Below are 21,042 nucleotides of genomic sequence, written 5' to 3'. Positions count from 1 at the left end.
GGATGAATTAACATTGCACTCTGATAATGGTAGCCCGATGAAAGGGTACACGATGAAAGCTAAATTAGAACAGCTTGGGATCATCGCTTCCTATAGCCGTCCTGCTGTCAGTAATGACAATGCATTTTCTGAAAGTTTATTCGGTAGTATGAAAACACGTAAGCAATACCCTCGACAAGGATTTAGGGATATAGAGGAAGCAAGAGAATGGGTGCTCAGTTTTGTTTATTGGTACAACAATGAGCATAGACACAGTGGTATTAAATACGTGACGCCTGCTCAGCGCCATCAAGGTATTGATGGTGACATACTGGCTAAACGAAAAGAAGTCTATAGGCTTGCTAAATTAACTTATCCAGAGCGTTGGAACACTCGGGATACAAGAGACTGGAATTATGAAGACAAAATAGTGTTTAACCCAGTCAAAGAAAATGATGCAAATAACAGTAAAAAAATCGGACAGGTCGCTTGACATTTATCGCTTCAAAACCACTACATCATGAAGCTTTAGCTGGATTTAAGCTAATGGATAGTTTAATTGAACCAAATATAGAAGAGCTAAAGCTTTCTGTTTTTGCAAATGAAAAATTTGTTGATAAGTGGATTAAGGAATATCCTAAAAAAGATGTTGAGCGGATTGGTCTATTTGTGTCTCAAAAATCTGAGGATAGGGCACTTTCACAAACAAAATGGGAAGAAATAGCCTCGTATTTATCAAAAGAATATGAGGTTTTTGTTTATTCAAATGATATTCGAGATTTTGAATATGCTTGGCATCTACCTAATGGATTTATATTTCCTAAAACGCCTACCATTCAAGATCTAATTGCTTCCATGACATCACTAGACTATGTTATTTGTACTGATAGTGCACCTTTGCATTTTTGCTCTGCATTATCTATTCCTGTTGTTGGTTTGTTCGAGAACCGTATAGAAAAACTTACAAGATGGCATCCTTTAAATACTAAATATGAATTAGTTTATAATGCGAGGCACATTGACAGCATTAATACTAGGCAAATCATCGATGCTTTTTATAGATTAAAAAATAAGTAATGCAATTTTTAAAAGTTGAATTTGTCAGTATTCATTTTATGTACCTTCGAGAGAAATTTAACGATGAGGTTAAGTTAGTATGGAAATAAAACAAAGAAATTTAACTAATTCAGTTATTCTCCCAATATCTAAAGATGCACAAAACGTATTAGAATTAATTTTTCAAAACCGCAGTGCTTCTATCCCTTTGAATGGTTATCAACTCAATTGGTTACATAACCCAAATACATTGAATGGACTAGATAAAGCTGTGGGGTTATTAGCTAATAGTTTATCGAATAATTCAACTATTACACTTGTTGGTGATTTTGATGCTGATGGTGCAACTAGTACAGCTTTATCTATTCTAGCTTTAAAAGCGATGGGCGCTAAAATGGTCCATTATTTAATTCCAAGCCGATTTTCAAATGGATATGGCTTGAGTCCTGCGTTAGTTGAAGAGGCCCATCGTTTAGGAAGTTCACTTATCTTAACAGTGGATAATGGAATTTCAGCTTTCGAGGGAATCGTTCTTGCAAAGGAACTCGGTATTAAAGTGATAGTCACAGATCATCACCTGCCAGGCGAAAAGATACCTGATGCCGATGCTATTATTAATCCTAATTTACCTTATTGTCAATTCCCATCTAAAAATTTAGCGGGTGTAGGGGTTGCTTTTTATTTAATGTCCGCATTAAGAGCCCATTTACGAACCATTAATTGGTTTGAGACCAATCAACTTACAGAACCAAACTTGGCAAACTTTTTAGATTTAGTGGCACTTGGTACGGTTGCCGATGTTGTACCGTTAGATGAAAATAATCGTATCTTAGTTTATCAAGGATTAGAAAGAATCAAAGCGGGTAAATGTAGGCCAGGTATTGCCGCACTTTTACAAGTCGCAAGTAAGGATATTACAAAGCTCAATGCTAAGGATCTTGGATTTGTTTTAGGGCCTAGATTAAATGCAGCAGGTCGATTAGATGATATGTCGATAGGAGTAGAGTTGTTAATTTGTGATAATCCTATTAAAGCTTCTGAATTAGCCGCTGAATTAGATTTACTTAATGAGTCTAGAAAAGAAATAGAACTGAGCATGCAAACTGAGGCAATCGGTATTTGCGATGTCTTGGCTAAGGAAAATTCGGTTTTTCCAAGTGGTATTGCTTTATTTCATGAGGAGTGGCATCAAGGAATTGTGGGGCTTTTAGCCTCTAGGATTAAAGAAAAATTTCACAGACCTGTGTTTGCTTTTGCACCTGCTGAGGAAGAGGGTAAATTAAAAGGTTCAGGGCGCTCTATTTCCGGTGTACATTTACGGGATGTGCTTGAGCGTATGCAAACAATTGAACCTGGATTGATAGATAAATTCGGTGGTCATGCGATGGCTGCTGGTTTAACTCTCTCAAGGGATAATTTTTCTCGGTTTGAATTGCTTTTCAATGAAGTTATTCAAAAGTGGGTAGATCCGAGCGATTTAAAAGGGGTTATTTGGACTGATGGCGAATTGTCACCAGAGTTAATGAATATTGAAGTTGCTAAGCTTCTTAATCAATCAGGGCCATGGGGGCAGGGATTTCCTGAACCGGCTTTTGATGGCGTGTTTAAAATACTACAGCAACGCATGCTTAAAGAGAAGCATTTGAAACTAACATTAGAACCTGTGATATCAAGCAACGGTTCTGATACTAGATTAAAACCTTTGATAGATGCAATTGCGTTTAACGTTGATACAACAATTTGGCCTGATGCTTCAATCAAACAAGTTAAATTGGTTTATAAATTAGACATCAATTATTTTCGGGGTGAAGAAAATCTACAGCTGATGATCGATTATATTGAACCAGCATGATTTATTTTTGCGTTACCCTGATAATTCAATTAATTTTTTGAGGTATATAATGAACTTTAATCAACGTGGCCGTGAATTTTGGAATAGATTTGATTCTCATTCTGAAAATATCATTAAGATTGCAAAAGAATCCCCGCATGATGCATTTCAATTGATGCAAACGATCGTACATGAAACCATACCCGACATAGGGCTAGAAATTGGAGGCGAGCAGCCATTAGAAATCAATTTATCTACCCCTGGCAATAAATTAAACGCATTTTTAGCGGTTCAACTTCTAAAGCTTAAGAATAATCAATATGAAAATGTTACTTTCAGCCCATTTAAAGTGAGGAATAAAAAGTATAAAGAAGCTGGTTTAAAAATAAATGATACAGAGGTTTCTTTCTCTGAGTGTAGGGTTCGTTTCAATTTTGACGAAGAACGTAAAAAATTTATATGCTACGTTTATTTGCCTGGCTTTGAGAGATTACCTGAAAATGATTGTTATAATATCTCATTTTTGATTCTTGATTTAGCCTTAGGTGAATTATGGTCTTGCAATTACGTACTGATTGAAGGGTATCTTACTGAATGTGATAATTCATTAGCAACGATCGATGATTTAGCGCATGCTATAGAAGATGCGATAGCAGATGCTACACTCAGTCCCGTTTCATCTCTGATTGAAAATTATAGTGCATACCGTTTTGAAGAATCTAATGATAAGGGCAATTATGTTAGACAAGATAGTGTCATTGGTATTACTCGATTTTCAGAATTCTTAATGGCGTATAAGGAGGAAATTGGTGGAAAGCAAAATACATTATTTGAAAGAGCGGCAGAACTAGGGGTATACCCATGTTTTATTTATTATCCTCATAATGATGAGGACATTGTCAATGCTCGTTATAATATTGAAGAAACGCTCGGTGAATTATTAGAGGGGGCTAATTTAGCTCATATTATTGGCGGAGAAACCGGCATTACAAATAGTTATATTGATTTATTGGTTTATGACAAAGACTCGGCACTAGAGGTATTACAAACGTATTTTAAAGATAAAAAATATCAAGCCTATTTGCAGCCTTATACCATAAAAGGTGAGTCTCATTTGTTATCTAAGAAGAAAAAATTTTTAGGTCTATTTTGATATTACGTGGATTCTTATAATTAATTGTTAAGTAATATAGAATTGAATTTTTAAAATTAAATGATTTATTTATTATGCTTTTAATTCTATATATTATTGAAATGAATCAAGTTATTTTTGAGTGTGAGTTATGTTCATATGATGGCATGATAATCGACATCTTATATCATCAGTTTTCAGTATGGTATATAAGATTTATGATGGTTTGATTAATATTTTATGTAGTTGAAGGTGCGCAGTATGAACCCCCTTGCTTTAGCAGGGGGAGGATGTCAATACTTCACTGAAGCTAGCAGCAGTCTATTATCTTTAAACATGATTTTATGAATAATAGAATCTGTTTAGCTTAAAAAACTAGGCTGCTTACTCTCATATGCTTTAATCGCATCATCATGCTGTAATGTTAACCCAATGCTATCGAGGCCATTTAACATACAGTGACGTCTAAATGCGTCAATTTTGAATTGGTACGTTTGTTGATTCGCTATCACCGTTTGATTCTCTAAATTCACCGTAATTTGTGCCCCTTCATTGTTTTCTACAAACTTAAATAAGGTATCAATTTCTGATTCGCTAAGAACAATCGGTAGTATTTGGCTATTAAAGCAGTTACCATAAAAAATATCCGCGAAGCTCGGAGCAATCACAACTTTAAAGCCATAATCAGCAAGTGACCAAGGTGCGTGTTCACGTGATGAACCACATCCAAAGTTTTCACGAGTTAATAAAATGGTTGCCCCTTTATATCTTGGATAGTTAAGAACAAATTCTGGGTTAGGCTCTTTACCAGCATCATCAAGAAATCTCCAATCATGAAATAAATGCTGTCCAAATCCTATGCGTGTGACTTTTTGTAAAAATTGCTTTGGTATAATTGCATCTGTATCTACATTAGACGCATCAAGTGGTGCAACTAACCCCGTATGTTCGATAAATTTTGACATAATGCCTTCCTTCATTAATATACTTTAAAAGTATCTGGTATGATTAAGTTTACTTGTTAGCTTAATAAGCTCACAAATGCGTTGTTATGATAACGCTTGATGTGAGCATGTTAATCTATAGCTTACGAACATCAACAAAATGACCCATTACTGCAGCTGCAGCAGCCATTGCTGGACTGACAAGATGTGTTCTACCACCACGGCCTTGTCTGCCCTCAAAGTTACGATTGCTTGTTGATGCGCAGCGTTCACCTGGATTTAATCTATCATTATTCATCGCAAGGCACATGGAACAGCCAGGTAAGCGCCACTCAAAACCAGCATCAATAAAAACTTTATCTAGACCTTCTGCTTCAGCTTGAGCTTTAACAGGGCCTGAACCAGGTACAACTAGCGCCTGAACATTCGCAGCCACTTTACGTCCTTTAGCAATATCTGCTGCAGCTCGCAAATCTTCAATTCTAGAGTTAGTACAAGAACCAATAAAGACTTTATCGATTTTAACCTCACTCATTAACATGCCTGCTTTTAAATCCATATAAGCGAGGGCTTTTTCAGCTGATGCTTTTTCAATACTATCATTAAAGTCATTAGGAGAAGGGATAGCTTGCTCAATTGAGATAACTTGACCAGGATTCGTTCCCCAAGTGACTTGAGGTGCAATATCTGCCCCATTTAAAGTCACGACATGATCGAATTTAGCATCGGTATCTGATTTTAATGATTGCCAATAGGCAACAGCCTGCGTCCATTTATCGCCTGATGGCGCAAATTGACGTCCTTTTAAGTATTCGAAGGTTGTTTCATCTGGTGCGATAAGGCCAGCTTTAGCACCCATCTCAATGGCCATATTACACACGGTCATTCGACCCTCCATCGAAAGCGCTTCAATTGCCTCACCACAAAACTCAACGACATACCCAGTGCCGCCAGCACTGCCAGTTTTACCGATAATAGCAAGTACGATATCTTTAGCTGTTACCCCTTTACCTACCTGTCCCTTAACTTCGATTTTCATCGTCTTAGCACGAGACTGTTTAAGAGTTTGAGTTGCTAGAACGTGCTCAACTTCAGATGTACCTATTCCAAATGCTAAAGCACCAAATGCACCATGAGTTGCTGTGTGGGAATCACCACAAACAATTGTCATACCTGGTAAAGTTAGACCTTGTTCTGGTCCCATAACATGGACAATTCCTTGGAATGGGTGGTTAATGTCATAAAGGGTAACACCAAATTCTGCGCAGTTTTTAGCAAGTTCCTGCATTTGTATACGAGCCATTTCGCCACTTGCATTAATATCTTTTGTTTGAGTAGAGACATTATGATCCATGGTTGCAAAGGTTTTACTTGGTTGGCGAACTTTACGATTCATCGCCCGTAACCCATCGAAGGCTTGCGGGGAGGTGACTTCATGTACAAGGTGCCTATCAATATATAAGATAGGCGTTTCGTTTGGTGCTTCATGTACAACATGAGCATCAAATAATTTTTCATATAATGTTTTAGCCATAAAATCCTCATGCTAAGCGTTTAGTATTGCTTAATAAATTAGTAACAATTTTTTTGAGTATCTCAATTAATGTAAGTTGATCATTTCAACTATTTTATCACCCATTTCACTAGTGCTGAGTGAAAGACCTGAGCCTGCTAAATCACGAGTTAGATGACCTTCTTCCAATGCACGGTTAACGGCATTTTCAATTGCATGAGCGGCTTCGTCAAGGTGTAAGCTATAACGAAGTAAAAGTGCAAGAGAAAGTATTTGTGCAACTGGATTGGCAATGTTTTGCCCTGCAATGTCAGGCGCGCTTCCGCCAGCTGGTTCATATAAACCAAAATCATTTTCATTTAAGCTTGCAGACGGCAGTAACCCCATTGAGCCGGTAATCATTGCACATTCATCAGATAAAATATCACCAAAAAGATTTGAGCAAAGCATAATATCAAATTGACTTGGCGCTTTAACTAATTGCATAGCTGCATTATCAACGTACATATGACTCAACTCTACATCAGGGTACTCTTTTGCAACTTCGCTGACTACTTGTCTCCAAAGAATTGAGCTTTGCAATACATTTGCTTTATCGATTGAAATAACACGTTTTTGACGTTTGCGAGCTGACTGAAAAGCAATATGGGCTATGCGTTCAATTTCATAACGATGATAAACTTCAGTATCAAAAGCACGCTCATTCGCGCCTTCACCTTCACGCCCTTTGGGTTGACCAAAGTAAATGCCACCTGTTAGTTCTCGTACACACAAAATATCAAATCCTTTCATGGCTATATCATGTCTTAATGGGCAATGATCTTCTAAGCCAGCATAAAGTCGAGCGGGTCTTAAATTACAAAACAGTTTAAAATGCTTACGCAGCGGAAGTAACGCTCCGCGTTCTGGTTGTTCATTAGGGGGTAAGTTTTCCCATTTAGGGCCACCAACTGAACCAAATAAAATGGCATCAGCTGCTTCGCATCCTGCAAGCGTTGTCGCTGGAAGAGGGGTGCCATGATTATCTATTGCTATACCACCTACATCATAAGCTTTAGTTTGGATGTCAAGGTTAAAGCGTTTGTTAATGGCTGATAATACTTTATAGGCTTCTGCCATGACTTCTGGGCCGATCCCATCACCTGCTAATACTGCGATTTGATGCTGTTTCATACAAAGATCCTTGCTAAAGAGGGTTAAATAATGTTAATTCAAAATATATTCGATAAAGTCATCACTGATTAAAAACGTTCTGTTATTCCCATATTGCCTATATTTCTGTATCGACTAAGCAGATAAAGCGGGTTTTGTTGCCTCTACATCCTTATGAAGCATACTAAAGTTTTTTTGCCAGTTCGCGAGTTTCGGGAATTGCTCTTGCCACGGGAAATCGGCTAGTCGAAATGAAATATAATCTAAGGCACAGATTAAACTGATGGTGCCGATATCAAATCGTTTCTCTAATGTATCTGCCCTGTATTCGAATTCAACTAAACCTTGGGTTATTTTATCTAGTTGGCCATTAACCCATTCTTCCCATTGATACGTTTCTGGGCGAATACCTTGTTCATATCTCACTAAAATTGCAGCATCTGTCATGCCATCTGCTAATGATTGGTCAGTCAGATATTGCCATCTTTCTTGGCCTTGCCCAAATAGTGAGCCATTTCCTTTTTCATTGAGATACTCACAAATCACTCTGCTATCATATATTGCCTCTCCAGAGTCTAAAATGAGTGTTGGAATTTGGCCAAGTGGGTTTTTAGCAATAATTGAAGCATTGCGTTCAACAGGGTGTGCTGTACTTTTTATCAGTTCGATACTATCAAGTAGCTTTACATGCCTGGCCGTGATTAAACATTTTCTTGCAAAAGGAGAGATTGGAGAAGTAAATAGTTGCATCAGAATATCCTCTACAGATTAGTTAAAAATGTAAGTGCTACTATACAATAGTCCCACTTACTATTAATACTTTAATTTAAGATAATGTAAGCCACTGCTTTTCAATTGCACGGTTTAGTGCACTCATGATTGCAAAATAAGATGATTTTGAGCTATTTGCATGTGTACCCGCACCAAATAAAGTTCTGTTGCCAATCTGCATTTCAATATAAGAAACCGCACTTGCCTGAGCGCCTTGGCTTCTAGCGTGTTCATTATAATCGACAACGTCAATCTCAATTGAAAATGCTTGGTTAATTGCTGCTACAAACGCGGCAATTGGTCCATTACCTTTTGCTTCTATTTGGATTTGTTTACCATTACGTACAAACACAACCGCTATTGTCGTATTGCCCTCATCATCTTCAGATAACATTTTTTGTTTTTCGATATCGATGTGTCTAGGTGCATTAAAATACTCTTCTTCGAATATAGAGTAAAGTACGTCCGAGGTTAATTCTTTTCCTGTTTCATCAGCAACTCGCTGAGCAACGCGACTAAATTCAATTTGTAGGCGTCTTGGCATCTCAATACCGTGATCTTGTTCAAGCAGATAAGCAACTCCCCCTTTACCAGACTGGCTATTCACTCTAATAACCGCTTCATAGGAACGGTCTAGATCCATAGGATCAATCGGTAAATATGGAACTTCCCAATATGCATTTGGGTTAGTTTCAACATCTTTTTTACGTTGTGATAAGCCTTTACGAATGGCATCTTGGTGTGAGCCTGAAAAAGCAGTAAATACTAGCTCTCCAGCATAAGGATGTCTTGGATGCACTGGCAGTTGAGTACAATGCTCGACTTCCCTTACAATTTTATTTATCCTGGTAAAATCAAGAGTGGGGTCGATGCCTTGAGTATATAAGTTCAAGGCAATCGTGATTAAATCGACATTTCCAGTGCGTTCACCGTGCCCAAATAAACATCCTTCAACCCTATCTCCTCCTGCCATTAATGCGAGTTCAGTTGCTGCCACCGCGCATCCTCTATCGTTGTGTACATGTATACTGATCACTACACTATCTCGTTTTTTGATATGTCGACAAAAATACTCAATTTGATCTGCATATACATTAGGTGTTGACATCTCAACCGTGGCTGGTAAATTTAATATCACTTTATGCTCAGGAGTCGGCTCCCAAACATCACACACAGCTTCACAGACTTCAATAGAAAAATCTAACTCCGTATCTGAAAAAATTTCCGGTGAATACTGAAATGTCCAATTAGTTTCGGGATATTTTTTAGCTTCATTTTTAATTAACGTAGCTCCTTTAACAGCAAGTGCTTTTATTTGTTCTTTTTCCATGTTAAATACAACTTTTCTGAACACTGGAGAGGTTGCATTATAAACATGAACTATCGCTTGTTTACACCCTTTTAATGCTTCAAACGTACGGACAATTAAATCTTCTCGAGCCTGTGTTAACACTTGTAAGGTTACATCTTCTGGAACACGTTTTTCTTCGATTAAGCGGCGAACAAAATTAAACTCAGTATCTGAAGCTGAGGGAAATGCAATCTCAATTTCTTTAAAACCGCACTCAACTAATAGATCAAACATTCTTAATTTTTTTTCTATGCTCATTGGTTCTATTAGTGCTTGATTACCATCACGTAAATCTGAGCTTAAAAATCTTGGTGCTTTTGTAATTGTTTTATTTGGCCATTGTCTATCTTGCAAGGCAATAGGTGCAAAGGTACGGTATTTTGTTTGAGGATCTTTAATCATAGTATTATCCTTTATTTAAACATAACGAATGGTATCATTTAGGTAGAGTGCGTATTGCTTAACGAATACTGTACCTGGTTATCAATCAATGTTGCAGTGTGATATGTATCTGCACTTCATTTAATAAAAAAATAAAAATACGCAAAAAAAAACCCGCGCAGTTGCGCGGGTTTTTTGTCTTGCTTAGGTTATATGCTAACTATTTTACCCACAGACATACCGCGCAACGAAGTCACGAGTAGCAGGAGAGTAAGCAGAAAATGAGTATTGAACATAACATAACCTATAAATTGAGTACGCTTAAGCCAAAATTATTATTAACTATTTGCGTAACGAAAAACAAATTTAGTCTATTTTTAGCAAAAAGAATTAGATTTGTCAAATTATTTTATTTTTTTTATTACTCGCTAGTGTTAACTGATTGCTATTAAACCAAAAGTTAAGTAAGTTCTTTTGCATCAAGGGATTCTGGCAATAATAGATATGGTGCAGTTAAAAAGTCAATGTGATGAATAGTATGAATAATAGATAAGGACAACATACCAACTAAATACTGCAGGCTGCATTTCAATAAAAATTGATAGCATCAATACTGTTATTTGGAATTTTATATGAAATTACTATAGTAAGGCTGACGGAATACTGAGTGGAAAAAATAATATGATTTTTTGTAATCTTATGTAACTTTGTAATTATTGGTGTATATGTTGATTTTTATTATATTAAATTAAGCTTTTAAATAAGGTTGAAATATATAAAGTCGAGGGTAAGAATTAATAAATGTAATAAACTGTTATTTTTAGTTTGTATTTGTAATTATATGTTGAAGTAAGTTTTTTTGATGGGTAAGTCTTGTTTGAAAGAAATGAATAAAGATTTTTTTTATAAGACTATTGAAGTGATTTTTTAAAATAAAAACAAAAAAATTATTGCTGGCGTGTATGTAAGATGATGAAATATGGTTAATTTCAGTGAAGATGTATTGCTTTAATCAAGATTGTGTAATCAAGTGTAACAAATTGGGGGTGGAAGTGATATTCTTTGTAAATTATGTTGGAAAAAATATTGTTTTATAAAAATTTAGAGTAAAATTCACTTATCAAACTTAAATGTAATGCAAAGGTTTTATAAAAAGAACAGTCTAGCATACTTAAATAAACTTTTTAGCCATTTTAGAAGATGAACTGGCTAATACGAATAGATATAAATTGATTGTATTTAACACTAAAGGAATAAATAAAAGAAATGCAGAAATGGAATAAGCAATAATCTAAAAGTTAAAATCTTAACTTTATAAATTGAATTACCTTTAATCAAATCTGAATTTAGAAAACAGTCTAAATTTAGAGGGTTTTTATATTTAAAATTTTATAAATGTAGAAGTTCTATCTTAATTTAAATAAAAATTAATTATCTTTACAATATTAACCCATAATGATTAGATTGCAGATTAATCATTTGATTTTAATGTTTTTTATAAAAATAAAAGAGCGATTTAACAAGGACGATTACAAACTATAATTAATAAATAGTTTGTTATAACGGAATTTTAATATCAGGTAATAAGACGAGACATACGTGAAAAATATAACTCACTATAAAATCAAAACAATTTTTATTTTGGTGACTATCTTAATAGGCTTGAGTGCGAGTGCACAAGACAATCGTAATCAAAATATAGAAGCGATTAAAGTAACTGATGTCATTATTGAAAGTGAGATATCAGTTTATCAGTTAGCGCTTAAACATAATTTGAGTGTAGCTGATCTTATTGCTTTAAATGGCGATCGCTTTGAGGCTGGAGAAATGCTAGCTAAGGGATCAGTTGTTAAATTACCACAATTAGAATTAGCAAGTGTAAGTGATAATGCACCAAAAAATAATACTCTACCAGACTTAGGAGTGTTAAGTGTTGCAAGTGAACAGTCAACAATCTTGGATTTAACACAAGGAATTATACCTGGAGCTCAGTATGTTACAGGCACAGCAGAAGAGAATTTTGCAAATGCTGTTGTAACAACCGCGGAAGAAGGGTGGGAAAATTTTAAGACAGAGCAAATTATTGAGAATGCCAAGCAGCAAGGTATTAATACAGTTACTAGCACTGTTAATAACCAAATTAATGAAACAGTAAGTAATTTTTTAGGCCGTTTTGGTAAAGCTGAAGTGAATATTGCTTTAAATGAGGAAGGTGAGGTAACAAATTCAGAGCTTAACGTGTTATCCCCTCTTTATGATAAAAAAGAGTCTCTTGTATTTAGTCAAGTTGGTATTCATGAGCAGGGCTCAGGTCAAGATTCAAGAACAGTTGGTAACTTTGGTATTGGTTATCGCTATGAAACTGCAGACTGGCTAGCGGGTGCTAATGCGTTTATTGATCATGATTTTACAGGGGATAATACACGTGCTGGGTTAGGGGCTGAGTTTTGGGCTGATAATTATAAAATCGCTGCTAATACTTATGCGCCAGTTTCAGGTTGGAAAGAGTCTGAAGTAATGAAAAGTTATGAATCATTAATATATGACGAGAGACCTGCTGCTGGATTTGATATTAGGGCAAAAGCGTATTTGCCTAACTATCCTCAACTTGGTGGTTCATTATTATATGAGCAGTATTTTGGTGATGAGGTTGCACTATTTGGTATTAATGAGCGCCAATCTGATCCTTATAGTTTTGGAGTGGGAATTGACTATATGCCAATCCCACTAATTAAAACACAAATAACACACAAAATGGGTAAGTCAGGTGCTGATGAAACTAAAGTTGATTTAACTCTAAATCTACAATTAGGGACGCCACTAGAAGAGCAGCTAGACCCAGCCAATGTTGCAGTGGCAAGAAGTCTTAAAGGCAGTCGTTATGACATGGTTGATAGAAATTACGATATTGTCTTTGAATATAAGAAAGAAAATTTTTCAATCGCATTAACAGGTGATACGCAAGCAACAATGGGACAGATGGTTAATGTTATATCTACTATTGAAACAAGATCGCCAATTAAAAGTTATGAGTGGAGTGTGACTGATCTTGCAGGTAATTCTTTAGCGGTAATTACTAGTAATACACCAAGCATTACATTTGAGATTAATTCTCCTGAAAATCATTACGTTAGACTTAAAGTGACAACTGAACGTGGATATGAAGCAATTTCTGATGCGCATTTAATTAAATATGTGGATGAAATCACTAATTCAGTACTTTCTTCAGGTAATGCTGAAGTTATTAAATTTGAGGATTACCCAATTTTAGAAACTCAAATTGATAACATTCCTGAAGCAAATAAGGCAGTATTAGTTTTTGAAGCTTTTGACACAGAGGGTAAGCCGTTTGATCTTACTGCTAATCCTGATATTAGTATCTTTTGGAAAAATGAAGGGAGTAAAGAGCCTTATCAACTGATTAATGATGATGATGAATATGTTCGTATCGTGACACGATTTAATCGTGAGGCAAATAATGAATTGAGTTTAGTTGCACTTGCTGATGACTCTTTTATTGAAGAAGGTGTGACTAGACGTATTAGCGTCAAAATTGTTTCCGAGAAAAATTCAAATATCACAGCAGTAGGTGAGGTTGCCTTTACACATCCTTCTGACTTGATGATCGATCCTGAAAACTTAATCATCGAAATATGGGAAGTGCCTGCAAAAAGTTCAAGTGGTGCGACAACATTCGCTAATTATTCAAATTTAGTATCAAGAAGTGGTTTTTTAAATGGGGTTCCAATTAATGTAATTAAGAATCCAATTAAACCCAATACAGAGTACAGAGCAAAAATATTACACGCTACAGATCCAATTGCTAATCCAGATTTCACAGTAGATGTTACTGAAAGGTATGTTCAAAGCATTGTTTGGCTATATTGGGATCCTGTAAAAGGTGTTGAAATCACTGCTAAAGATAGAGGTTATGAGCTTGTTGTAGATGGCATCAAAAAAGAATATAACGCTTTAGAAGGTTGTCGCGGCACGCCAATTTTTCTAACGCAAATTAGTAATTATGAGTTTAATGAATTGGCTTGGGGCGAAATTTTAGCAGCAGATAACGCAGCTAAATCAAGGCAGGACATGACTGTGACAGAGCAAGGTTTAAGATTAGCAGTCCAATTTGATTTTAGATCGATTAATGAAGAGAACCCAATTATTGAAGATTGCAAGCCTTCATTAGATTCTATGGCTGAAGAAACATATTTAGGCTATATGAATAATAATAAATCAGAGATAAAAGCCACCTCATGGAGCGACACTAAATGATGTTTAAGGACAAACAAATATTTAAGTATAAAAAACGCTTTCAAATTGCCCAGATGGCGTTATTTTGCAGCGCACTAAGCTTTGGCATAACGGCCAATGCTGTGGCGCCTGATAATGTTCAAATAGAGGATGATGCTAATTACTTTGATAGTGATCAATCTAGAAATCTTAAAAATGGTGCATTTGAGTTATCCCGAGAAAGCTCAACAATGGTTTCAGCTGCGACAGAATCTTTAGAAGGAACAACACCAGGAATAAGAACAATTGCGACAGTGAATAATGACCTAGGAGAAGTAAGAGTCTGTTCAACTGTGACAGTTAACTATCAAATAATTGATCCTGACGGTGACTGGGATGCTACTAAAACGTTAGAAGTCATGGCACCAAATGAAGTTGGTGAGAAAGAATCGTATATGCATTTTAAAACATCTGACACGATTCGCTGGGGATTTAAGTTAAATAGCACTTATCCTGCTAATCCTAACAAAATTGAATGGATTACAGGAACGGATTTAGAAGCTAAGTTTGTTAGTGCAAGTAAAATAAATCTTAATGTTCCAAAGACGATCTTCGTCGATGGGCAAGAAGTGTCAACTGTTGGTATGAGCTTAGTGTATAGCATACAACCATGGACAATGATAGGCAGTTTTCCATATATATCAAATGTTTTTGAAGTGGAAGTCGATGATCTTGTAAAAGGAAAAATATTATCACCAGGAGCATTAGCATCTGATTTACCAGATGATATTGAATCAAATGAGATTTTACAGGGAGTGACATTAGGTAACTTACAGTATCCAGGATTGCCTGATCCAGAACCTGCACCGAATAAAAATTTTATTAAAGTTGCAGTGATTGCTGAAGCTGACCCTGCTGATTGTGCGATACCTAAAAACGAGGTTCAAGTCGTAATTTACGATGTTGCGAATGAAAACTCAAATTTAATAGATGTTATGCCTGTAGCGAGTAATAGCGTAATTGATAATTTACAACAAAATCCACAGTTATATACGGTACGTGAATATCGTGCAAAAGTATTTATTAAAAATAACGAAGATGGTAGCACACGTAAATTAACTAAAGAAGAATATTTCAATGAAGATGACAATAAAGCGTTTAGATGGAATGTTCAGTATCCAATGGATGAGACTTGCTTATCTACAGAGTGGTCTAGAGCTTGGAATACAGAGTCTTCTTGTATAAATAAAATTGAATTTAAAGGTGATTCCACTGTTAATAAATTTCTAGGTGCTAAATTCACTGAAAATGGTGAGCTAGATTATGCGTGGTTTAAAACGCAGGATAAAAATACAAATGCAAATGTGAATACAGCACTTCAAGATTCAGAACAAGGTGCTTTTTTAAGTGTCAGTTTTAGTTACGAAGAATAAGCAAAGGAATTTAAAAATTTACATAAAATCAATCATTTTGACAGCATTAAGCAAATTAAAATGTATTATGTATGTAATCTAATATTTCAAAATAGCTAATTCAGTTAATAATTTGTTTTGGATGTAAATCAGTTTTTTAATTTAAAGTAATTTTTAATATAAAGTATTTTTTAATTTATGAAATTTAATAATTTCAGCAAACCACCCAGTCATATTTTAAGTTTATAAACATTGACTGATAAATAAGTAAGTAAAAAAGAAAAGTAGTCAGGCATTTATTGCAAGGGCTATTCGTTAGTTAATTTAAAAGGAAATTTCAATGAAAAACACATTTTTTAAACGTACAGCAATTGCCATCGCATTAAGCTCATCATTTTTTGCGATGACAGCAAATGCGGCTTTAGTTCAATTTGATTCAGCACCAACGAATCAAATTCACGGTTTTGTGCCAATTTTCCCTGCAATGGGTGCGGCGATTACAAAAAAAGATGAGCCGACTGTTCCTTATGCAGCTTCTGCAAATGGAAATGCTAAAACAAAGGTCGAAGTAGGGGATACATTATACGTTCCAGTAAATATTGCTAACGAGATTAGAACGGCTAATGAAGAGGCTTTAGGTAATAAAATCTATCGTTATGCAGATCTTGATGGCGATGCTGAAAATAGTACAGAAATTGCGTTATCAGTTGAATGGTTTAGTGTTGCAAAAGGCAGTACAACACTTGCAGGTGGTAAATCACTGGGTAAGGGTATTCAAACAGGTGAATTTGGTGTGCCATATACAGTACAAATGTCCGATGCAGGTAGACAAATTGGTTTTAGAGTAACGCCAATCTCAGCATTAGGTTTGCCACTTGAAGGTTATGCAATTGAAGTGCCGAACGTTGCGTTATTAGCCGGTCAAGCTTATCCTGAAATTACCGATCCAAGTAATCCTGGTACGGATACTGATGGTGACGGTAAGCCAGATGAGCCAGGCACAGTTGATCCTTCACAGCCACCAGTTGTGATTGTACCAGTTGATCCAGAAAATCCTGGTGGAACAGATCCTGAAAACCCGAATATCGGTGGTGGTGGTATAGTTGATAGTGGATATCCAAAATATCAAGTGGTTATTGTTAACTCAAATAATGAAGCAATGTCAGGTACTGGAGCTAAAGTCGCCTATGTTAATAGCCAATATAGAGCAAAAATCCTGAAAATAGATCAAGATCCAACTACAGGTGAAATTGCGTTAACGAATGGTGAAGTCACTTACAGTGAATTAGATGAAGCAGCTACATCGAAATTATCAAATAATATCGTATGGCAGCTTTCAAATGAAGACGGTATGGTTGTAAGCACTGGTCTATCTGAAGCTGCATTTTCAACTGATGTAGAAGGCTTAACAGCATTACTTGCTGATAAAGCATTAGACCCAATGTACAAAGAGGGTGCTGATATCACAGGTAGATTAACGGGTGAAAATACCTTGGTATTTAAAACTCAGCTGAATAATGAAGATGCATTACATGTTGGGGCACCAAATAATTCAGAACAAGGCTTAACAATCAAAGCTATTTTAGTCGCAGATGATGAATTAGAGTTCCCAGACGCGCCTGTAGCACCTGTTGATGCGAATTAATTAGTGTAATTATCCTAAAATAAAGCTTTGATTAAGGTCACTTAGTCAAAGCTTATTTAACTTTAAGAAGTCGAACCTATGAAAAAACATATTTGGATAAAAAGTGCAATAACATCATTTATTTTGGTTGTTTTGCCATTATCTGTGAATGCAGCACAAATTTATGACTCTGAGATAACTACGCCTATCAATGGATATCGTCCTTATCTGCCGAGCGTAGGTCCGTATTTGTATCAACAAGCTAATCCAGATGTAATTTATAAAGCCATCGAAAATGATGGGCAAAAAGTTCAGGTAAAAGCAGGTGATACACTTCGCGTACCAACTTATTTAATTGATGATGCTTATAGTGTTTATTACACATGGGCAGATTTAGATAGTACAAATACTGCTTCAGATATTGAAGATAAAGAACAAATTAATTTAACCTTTGAATGGTATCTATTAGAGGCAAATTCAACAGAAATAAAACCTGGTGAAAATGCAACCTTACTGACCTCTGATGATGGTGTTGTAAATGACGATGGTGAGATTGGTCCTAGTTACACCGTTGGATTAAATGCGGTTGGTAGCCAGATTGGGTTTAGAATTAAAGCATGGTCTGAGCGTGGATTACCCAAAGAAGGTGTCTATTTAGATGTACCTAATATCGCTTATTTAGGAAAACAAACTTCGCCAGTTGATCCATCTTTACCGCCGGTCACTAAAGTGCCAGAACCAGGTCTTGAAGAAGACAAGCATCCTGATATAGAAGATAAAGTTGTAGGAATGGATAATGAATTTATAGTAAAAATCTATGACATAACTGATGGTGAAGAGAAAGCAGTTTTATTAGAAGAAGATACTCCGATTTATGTTACACGAACCTATAAAGCTTCGGTTGAAAAATGGGATGCAGTATCGCTTGATTATGTCGATAAAACAGCTGAATACGAAGATTTTTTAACTTGGAGTTTATATGAAGTACAAGACTCTAATGAAACTACGCCAGTATATGAATTTATGACTGCAAACGGAATGATAAATAATATTCCAACTGAGGCTAAAGCATTAAAAGCATTTAGTCCTTTAGAAACACCATTTACCTATGATGCAGTTGATTTAGCTGAAATAAAAGCTAAATTTATTAAAGGAGATAATACGGTATTTAAGCTTCAGGATACTAACCAAGATGCATTACCACAAGCAGCTACACTTGCACCTAATTTTTCAGAGCAAAGTTTGCAGCTAAAAGTTAGATTAGTTTTACCGTAACGTGAAATAAACGGTTTAGAAAATACCTAAGCCACTTATGATATTGAGTAAATTTTGCATAAGGATATTCCATGCAGCCTAAAAATAAAATTAAATGTTTAGTTGTTGCTATGGCTGTGCTAAGCACGTCAAGTTTTGCAGCAACTATAATTGAAAAGAAAGCTGGTACAACTGTAATGGGGCACTTTCCTTACTTTGAATCAATAGGCTCAAGGGTAATTGAAAGTAGCATCAATGATAATGGCACACTTAAAATTAGTGTTGGTGCCAAAATTGAGGTGCCTAGTTATCTTTATCAATATAATAGCAATACTAAATCTCCTTTGTTTAATTTTGGTGACCAAGATAATGATGTCGCCGCTATTTTAGGTAATCCCAATCCAGGTCAGATACCTCCTGCACTTGTTCCCGATAAATTTACCGAGGTGCAGTGGTATATTATTGAAGCTATGCCTGGGTTTAGATTTGCTGATGAGCCAGGTACAGAAAAAGTCATTGAGCGTTGGAATGATGAACAGGTCAAAATTATCAGAAAAATTGAAGATGAACAATTTGTTAATTTTTTTGAAGGTAACCAAAATAGTAAGGCATTAATTGTCCCTGAAGCCGCGGTTGGTTATCGTATCGGATTTTGGGCATTACCTCAAACAGAAACAGGTGTACCAAATGCTGGTAACTGGGTCAAAGTGTTCGATTTAGGGAGATTATTTACGCAAAAAGCACCTGAAGAACCAGGTCCAGGTGAAAATCCGGGACTCAATCCTGATAATCCTAATAATCCGGATCCAGATCCTGGATGTAATAATGAGAAGTGTGGTGAACCTGGTGGTGAAAATCCAGATGGTGGTGGGGGGATAGTCCCTGGTGAAAATTGGGTAATTAATATCTATGATGCAATGGATCCTACCAAAAATGATGATGATGTGCTTGTAAAAGATACCGATATCTTAAAAGTTGATCATCAATATTATGCAACTATCAGGATACGTAAAGCGACTCCAACAGAGGGTATTGGTACGGTATACCGCGATCCAACCCCAGAAGAATTAGAAACACTAGAATGGGAAATACTTGATACGAAAGATGGCAATAAACCATTTGCTTCTTATAAATCATCTACAAATCCTACTAGAGTTAATAATGATGCAGGTTCAGTGACTATTGGTAGTGAAACCTTCAAAAAATATAGCTTTACTACGCAAGCGACTAATGATGATGCATTACAAGTGCTTAAGGATAAAGGCCCTAATTTTTCTGAGCAGGGATGGGGACTTGGTATCAAGCTTGAAATTCAAGAAAATTATACTGAAAAACCCTAAATCTCATGAATCTCACAATTGTGAGATTTATATCAGTCGTATATAAAAAAAGATTGCCCTAAGGGGCAATCTTTTTATAGGGGATTTAAGTGAATAATTTTGTATAAATATGTCTTCTCTTATATCAAAGATAACACACTCTATTCTATCGATTTAATTCAAACAATAATTAAACAAATATTAATGAGCAATCTAAGATGAGGTATTGCTCTATAGCTTATTGTGTTTGTTATGTTTTTATTTAGGTTTAACTCAATTAGAGTATCATATAAAAATTAAATTCTAGGAAGTATTGATGAATATATTAAATAGATACCAACATACATTTCTTTTTAAATCAGTTTTATTTATTTTGATGGGATTTGGGATAAATAAAAGTGTATCAGCTGATACTTTTATTACAAAACAAACTGAACAAAAAGAAATCCAAGGCTATCCCCCTTATATGCAAAGTGTGGGGGCTGAGCTTCTGACTGAAGTGAAGGATAGTGATACTGGCAAGATAACCTATTTTCCTTGGACCCTAAATGACGATAATACTGTAAGAGGGCCAACGATAGGCAGTATTGCTTATGTACCAGATATATTTTGTTCTGTATTAAACAAGGACCTGGCTGCCGCTAAAACCGATGCTAGTATTGGTCATTTTTTTGATAATTTTAATTTCATCGATAAAGATTTTGACCCTTGTCACGATGCCTTAGATGTCGGTATCTCAGTTAAGTGGTATATGCTAGATAATGTGAGTCCTTGGAATGAGTCTTTAAAATGGGAGGAGTTAAACCCTGTAGAGATTCCTCGTGAATATATCATTAAAGCAGGGTCTGATGTTGCTAAGCAATATCAATTGAAACACAACTTCACGCCATTACTCAGTAAGGCTGTCAGTCTTAATGTCTTGGATGCTGTAGAAATCCCAACTATGGCATTAGGCAAGCGGATTGGGTTTGTGCTTGAACCTAAATCTAAATATGGTCTGCCGACTATGGGGAAACCTATTAAGGTGTGGGACTTAAATCACTACTTTAGCCAATCACCTCCTAGCAATGCAGGTGAGCTATTAGAAGAC

At 35.7% G+C, this 21,042-nt stretch carries 15 protein-coding genes; 10 read left to right on the top strand and 5 right to left on the bottom strand.

What is annotated here, in order from left to right; genetic code table 11:
* The 4 genes from BMW37_RS13920 to BMW37_RS13905 form a co-directional block, all read left to right on the top strand.
* Window positions 1–472: integrase core domain-containing protein (locus BMW37_RS13920; RefSeq protein ID WP_143047670.1), on the top strand; the 472-nt coding region annotated here is incomplete at its 5' end.
* Window positions 469–1,056, top strand: a complete 588-nt coding sequence (locus BMW37_RS13915; protein ID WP_093322388.1) for a glycosyltransferase family 9 protein — start codon at window positions 469–471, stop codon at window positions 1,054–1,056. The genes BMW37_RS13920 and BMW37_RS13915, both read left to right, overlap by 4 nt.
* 79 nt (window positions 1,057–1,135) lie before the next feature.
* On the top strand, window positions 1,136–2,887 hold the full coding sequence (gene recJ, locus BMW37_RS13910) for a single-stranded-DNA-specific exonuclease RecJ (protein WP_093322384.1): 1,752 nt from the start codon (window positions 1,136–1,138) through the stop codon (window positions 2,885–2,887).
* 49 nt (window positions 2,888–2,936) lie between these two features.
* The gene (locus BMW37_RS13905; protein WP_093322381.1) at window positions 2,937–4,019 is read left to right on the top strand and encodes a hypothetical protein; all 1,083 of its coding nucleotides are present in this window, start codon (window positions 2,937–2,939) and stop codon (window positions 4,017–4,019) included.
* A gap of 341 nt (window positions 4,020–4,360) precedes the next feature.
* On the opposite strand, the gene leuD is transcribed toward BMW37_RS13905, so the two are convergent.
* From leuD to leuA, 5 genes are all read right to left on the bottom strand, one after another.
* Window positions 4,361–4,963 carry a 3-isopropylmalate dehydratase small subunit gene (gene leuD, locus BMW37_RS13900; RefSeq protein WP_093322378.1) on the bottom strand — a complete coding sequence of 201 codons (603 nt, stop codon included), beginning with the start codon at window positions 4,961–4,963 and terminating at the stop codon, window positions 4,361–4,363.
* Between the two features lie 115 nt (window positions 4,964–5,078).
* Complete coding sequence (leuC, locus tag BMW37_RS13895) at window positions 5,079–6,476, bottom strand: 3-isopropylmalate dehydratase large subunit (RefSeq protein WP_093322376.1); 1,398 nt, start codon at window positions 6,474–6,476, stop codon at window positions 5,079–5,081.
* Between the two features lie 66 nt (window positions 6,477–6,542).
* On the bottom strand, window positions 6,543–7,628 hold the full coding sequence (leuB, locus tag BMW37_RS13890; RefSeq protein WP_093322374.1) for a 3-isopropylmalate dehydrogenase: 1,086 nt from the start codon (window positions 7,626–7,628) through the stop codon (window positions 6,543–6,545).
* A 114-nt stretch (window positions 7,629–7,742) separates the two neighbouring features.
* Window positions 7,743–8,357, bottom strand: a complete 615-nt coding sequence (locus BMW37_RS13885; protein ID WP_093322371.1) for a glutathione S-transferase — start codon at window positions 8,355–8,357, stop codon at window positions 7,743–7,745.
* Window positions 8,358–8,433: 76 nt separating this feature from the next.
* Complete coding sequence (gene leuA, locus BMW37_RS13880; RefSeq protein ID WP_093322368.1) at window positions 8,434–10,131, bottom strand: 2-isopropylmalate synthase; 1,698 nt, start codon at window positions 10,129–10,131, stop codon at window positions 8,434–8,436.
* 1,578 nt (window positions 10,132–11,709) lie between these two features.
* Between leuA and BMW37_RS13875 the strand changes: the two genes are divergently transcribed.
* The 6 genes from BMW37_RS13875 to BMW37_RS13850 all read left to right on the top strand — a co-directional run.
* Window positions 11,710–14,385, top strand: a complete 2,676-nt coding sequence (locus BMW37_RS13875; protein WP_093322365.1) for an inverse autotransporter beta domain-containing protein — start codon at window positions 11,710–11,712, stop codon at window positions 14,383–14,385.
* A complete protein-coding gene (locus tag BMW37_RS13870; RefSeq protein WP_093322363.1) occupies window positions 14,382–15,776 on the top strand; it encodes a hypothetical protein in 1,395 nt (464 codons plus the stop codon). Before BMW37_RS13875 ends, BMW37_RS13870 begins: the two co-directional genes overlap by 4 nt.
* A 319-nt stretch (window positions 15,777–16,095) precedes the next feature.
* On the top strand, window positions 16,096–17,400 hold the full coding sequence (locus tag BMW37_RS13865) for a hypothetical protein (protein WP_093322360.1): 1,305 nt from the start codon (window positions 16,096–16,098) through the stop codon (window positions 17,398–17,400).
* Between the two features lie 78 nt (window positions 17,401–17,478).
* Complete coding sequence (locus BMW37_RS13860) at window positions 17,479–18,654, top strand: hypothetical protein (protein ID WP_093322357.1); 1,176 nt, start codon at window positions 17,479–17,481, stop codon at window positions 18,652–18,654.
* 71 nt (window positions 18,655–18,725) lie between these two features.
* Window positions 18,726–19,973 carry a hypothetical protein gene (locus tag BMW37_RS13855; protein WP_093322355.1) on the top strand — a complete coding sequence of 416 codons (1,248 nt, stop codon included), beginning with the start codon at window positions 18,726–18,728 and terminating at the stop codon, window positions 19,971–19,973.
* 295 nt (window positions 19,974–20,268) lie between these two features.
* On the top strand, window positions 20,269–21,042 hold a 774-nt coding region (locus tag BMW37_RS13850), incomplete at its 3' end, for a hypothetical protein (protein WP_143047669.1).

Source organism: Thorsellia anophelis DSM 18579 (assembly GCF_900111395.1).
GTDB lineage: Bacteria > Pseudomonadota > Gammaproteobacteria > Enterobacterales > Thorselliaceae > Thorsellia > Thorsellia anophelis.
The sequence above is the reverse complement of the archived record's forward strand: the minus strand, read 5'-3'. Positions and strand labels throughout refer to the sequence as shown.

Bases quoted from the DNA above. Each gene is read 5' to 3' on its own strand.
- recJ (WP_093322384.1), top strand. From the start codon at position 1,136: ATGGAAATAAAACAAAGAAATTTAACTAATTCAGTTATTCTCCCAATA.
- BMW37_RS13905 (WP_093322381.1), top strand. From the start codon at position 2,937: ATGAACTTTAATCAACGTGGCCGTGAATTTTGGAATAGATTTGATTCT.
- leuD (WP_093322378.1), bottom strand. From the start codon at position 4,963: ATGTCAAAATTTATCGAACATACGGGGTTAGTTGCACCACTTGATGCG.
- leuC (WP_093322376.1), bottom strand. From the start codon at position 6,476: ATGGCTAAAACATTATATGAAAAATTATTTGATGCTCATGTTGTACAT.
- leuB (WP_093322374.1), bottom strand. From the start codon at position 7,628: ATGAAACAGCATCAAATCGCAGTATTAGCAGGTGATGGGATCGGCCCA.
- BMW37_RS13885 (WP_093322371.1), bottom strand. From the start codon at position 8,357: ATGCAACTATTTACTTCTCCAATCTCTCCTTTTGCAAGAAAATGTTTA.
- leuA (WP_093322368.1), bottom strand. From the start codon at position 10,131: ATGATTAAAGATCCTCAAACAAAATACCGTACCTTTGCACCTATTGCC.
- BMW37_RS13870 (WP_093322363.1), top strand. From the start codon at position 14,382: ATGATGTTTAAGGACAAACAAATATTTAAGTATAAAAAACGCTTTCAA.
- BMW37_RS13865 (WP_093322360.1), top strand. From the start codon at position 16,096: ATGAAAAACACATTTTTTAAACGTACAGCAATTGCCATCGCATTAAGC.
- BMW37_RS13860 (WP_093322357.1), top strand. From the start codon at position 17,479: ATGAAAAAACATATTTGGATAAAAAGTGCAATAACATCATTTATTTTG.
- BMW37_RS13855 (WP_093322355.1), top strand. From the start codon at position 18,726: ATGCAGCCTAAAAATAAAATTAAATGTTTAGTTGTTGCTATGGCTGTG.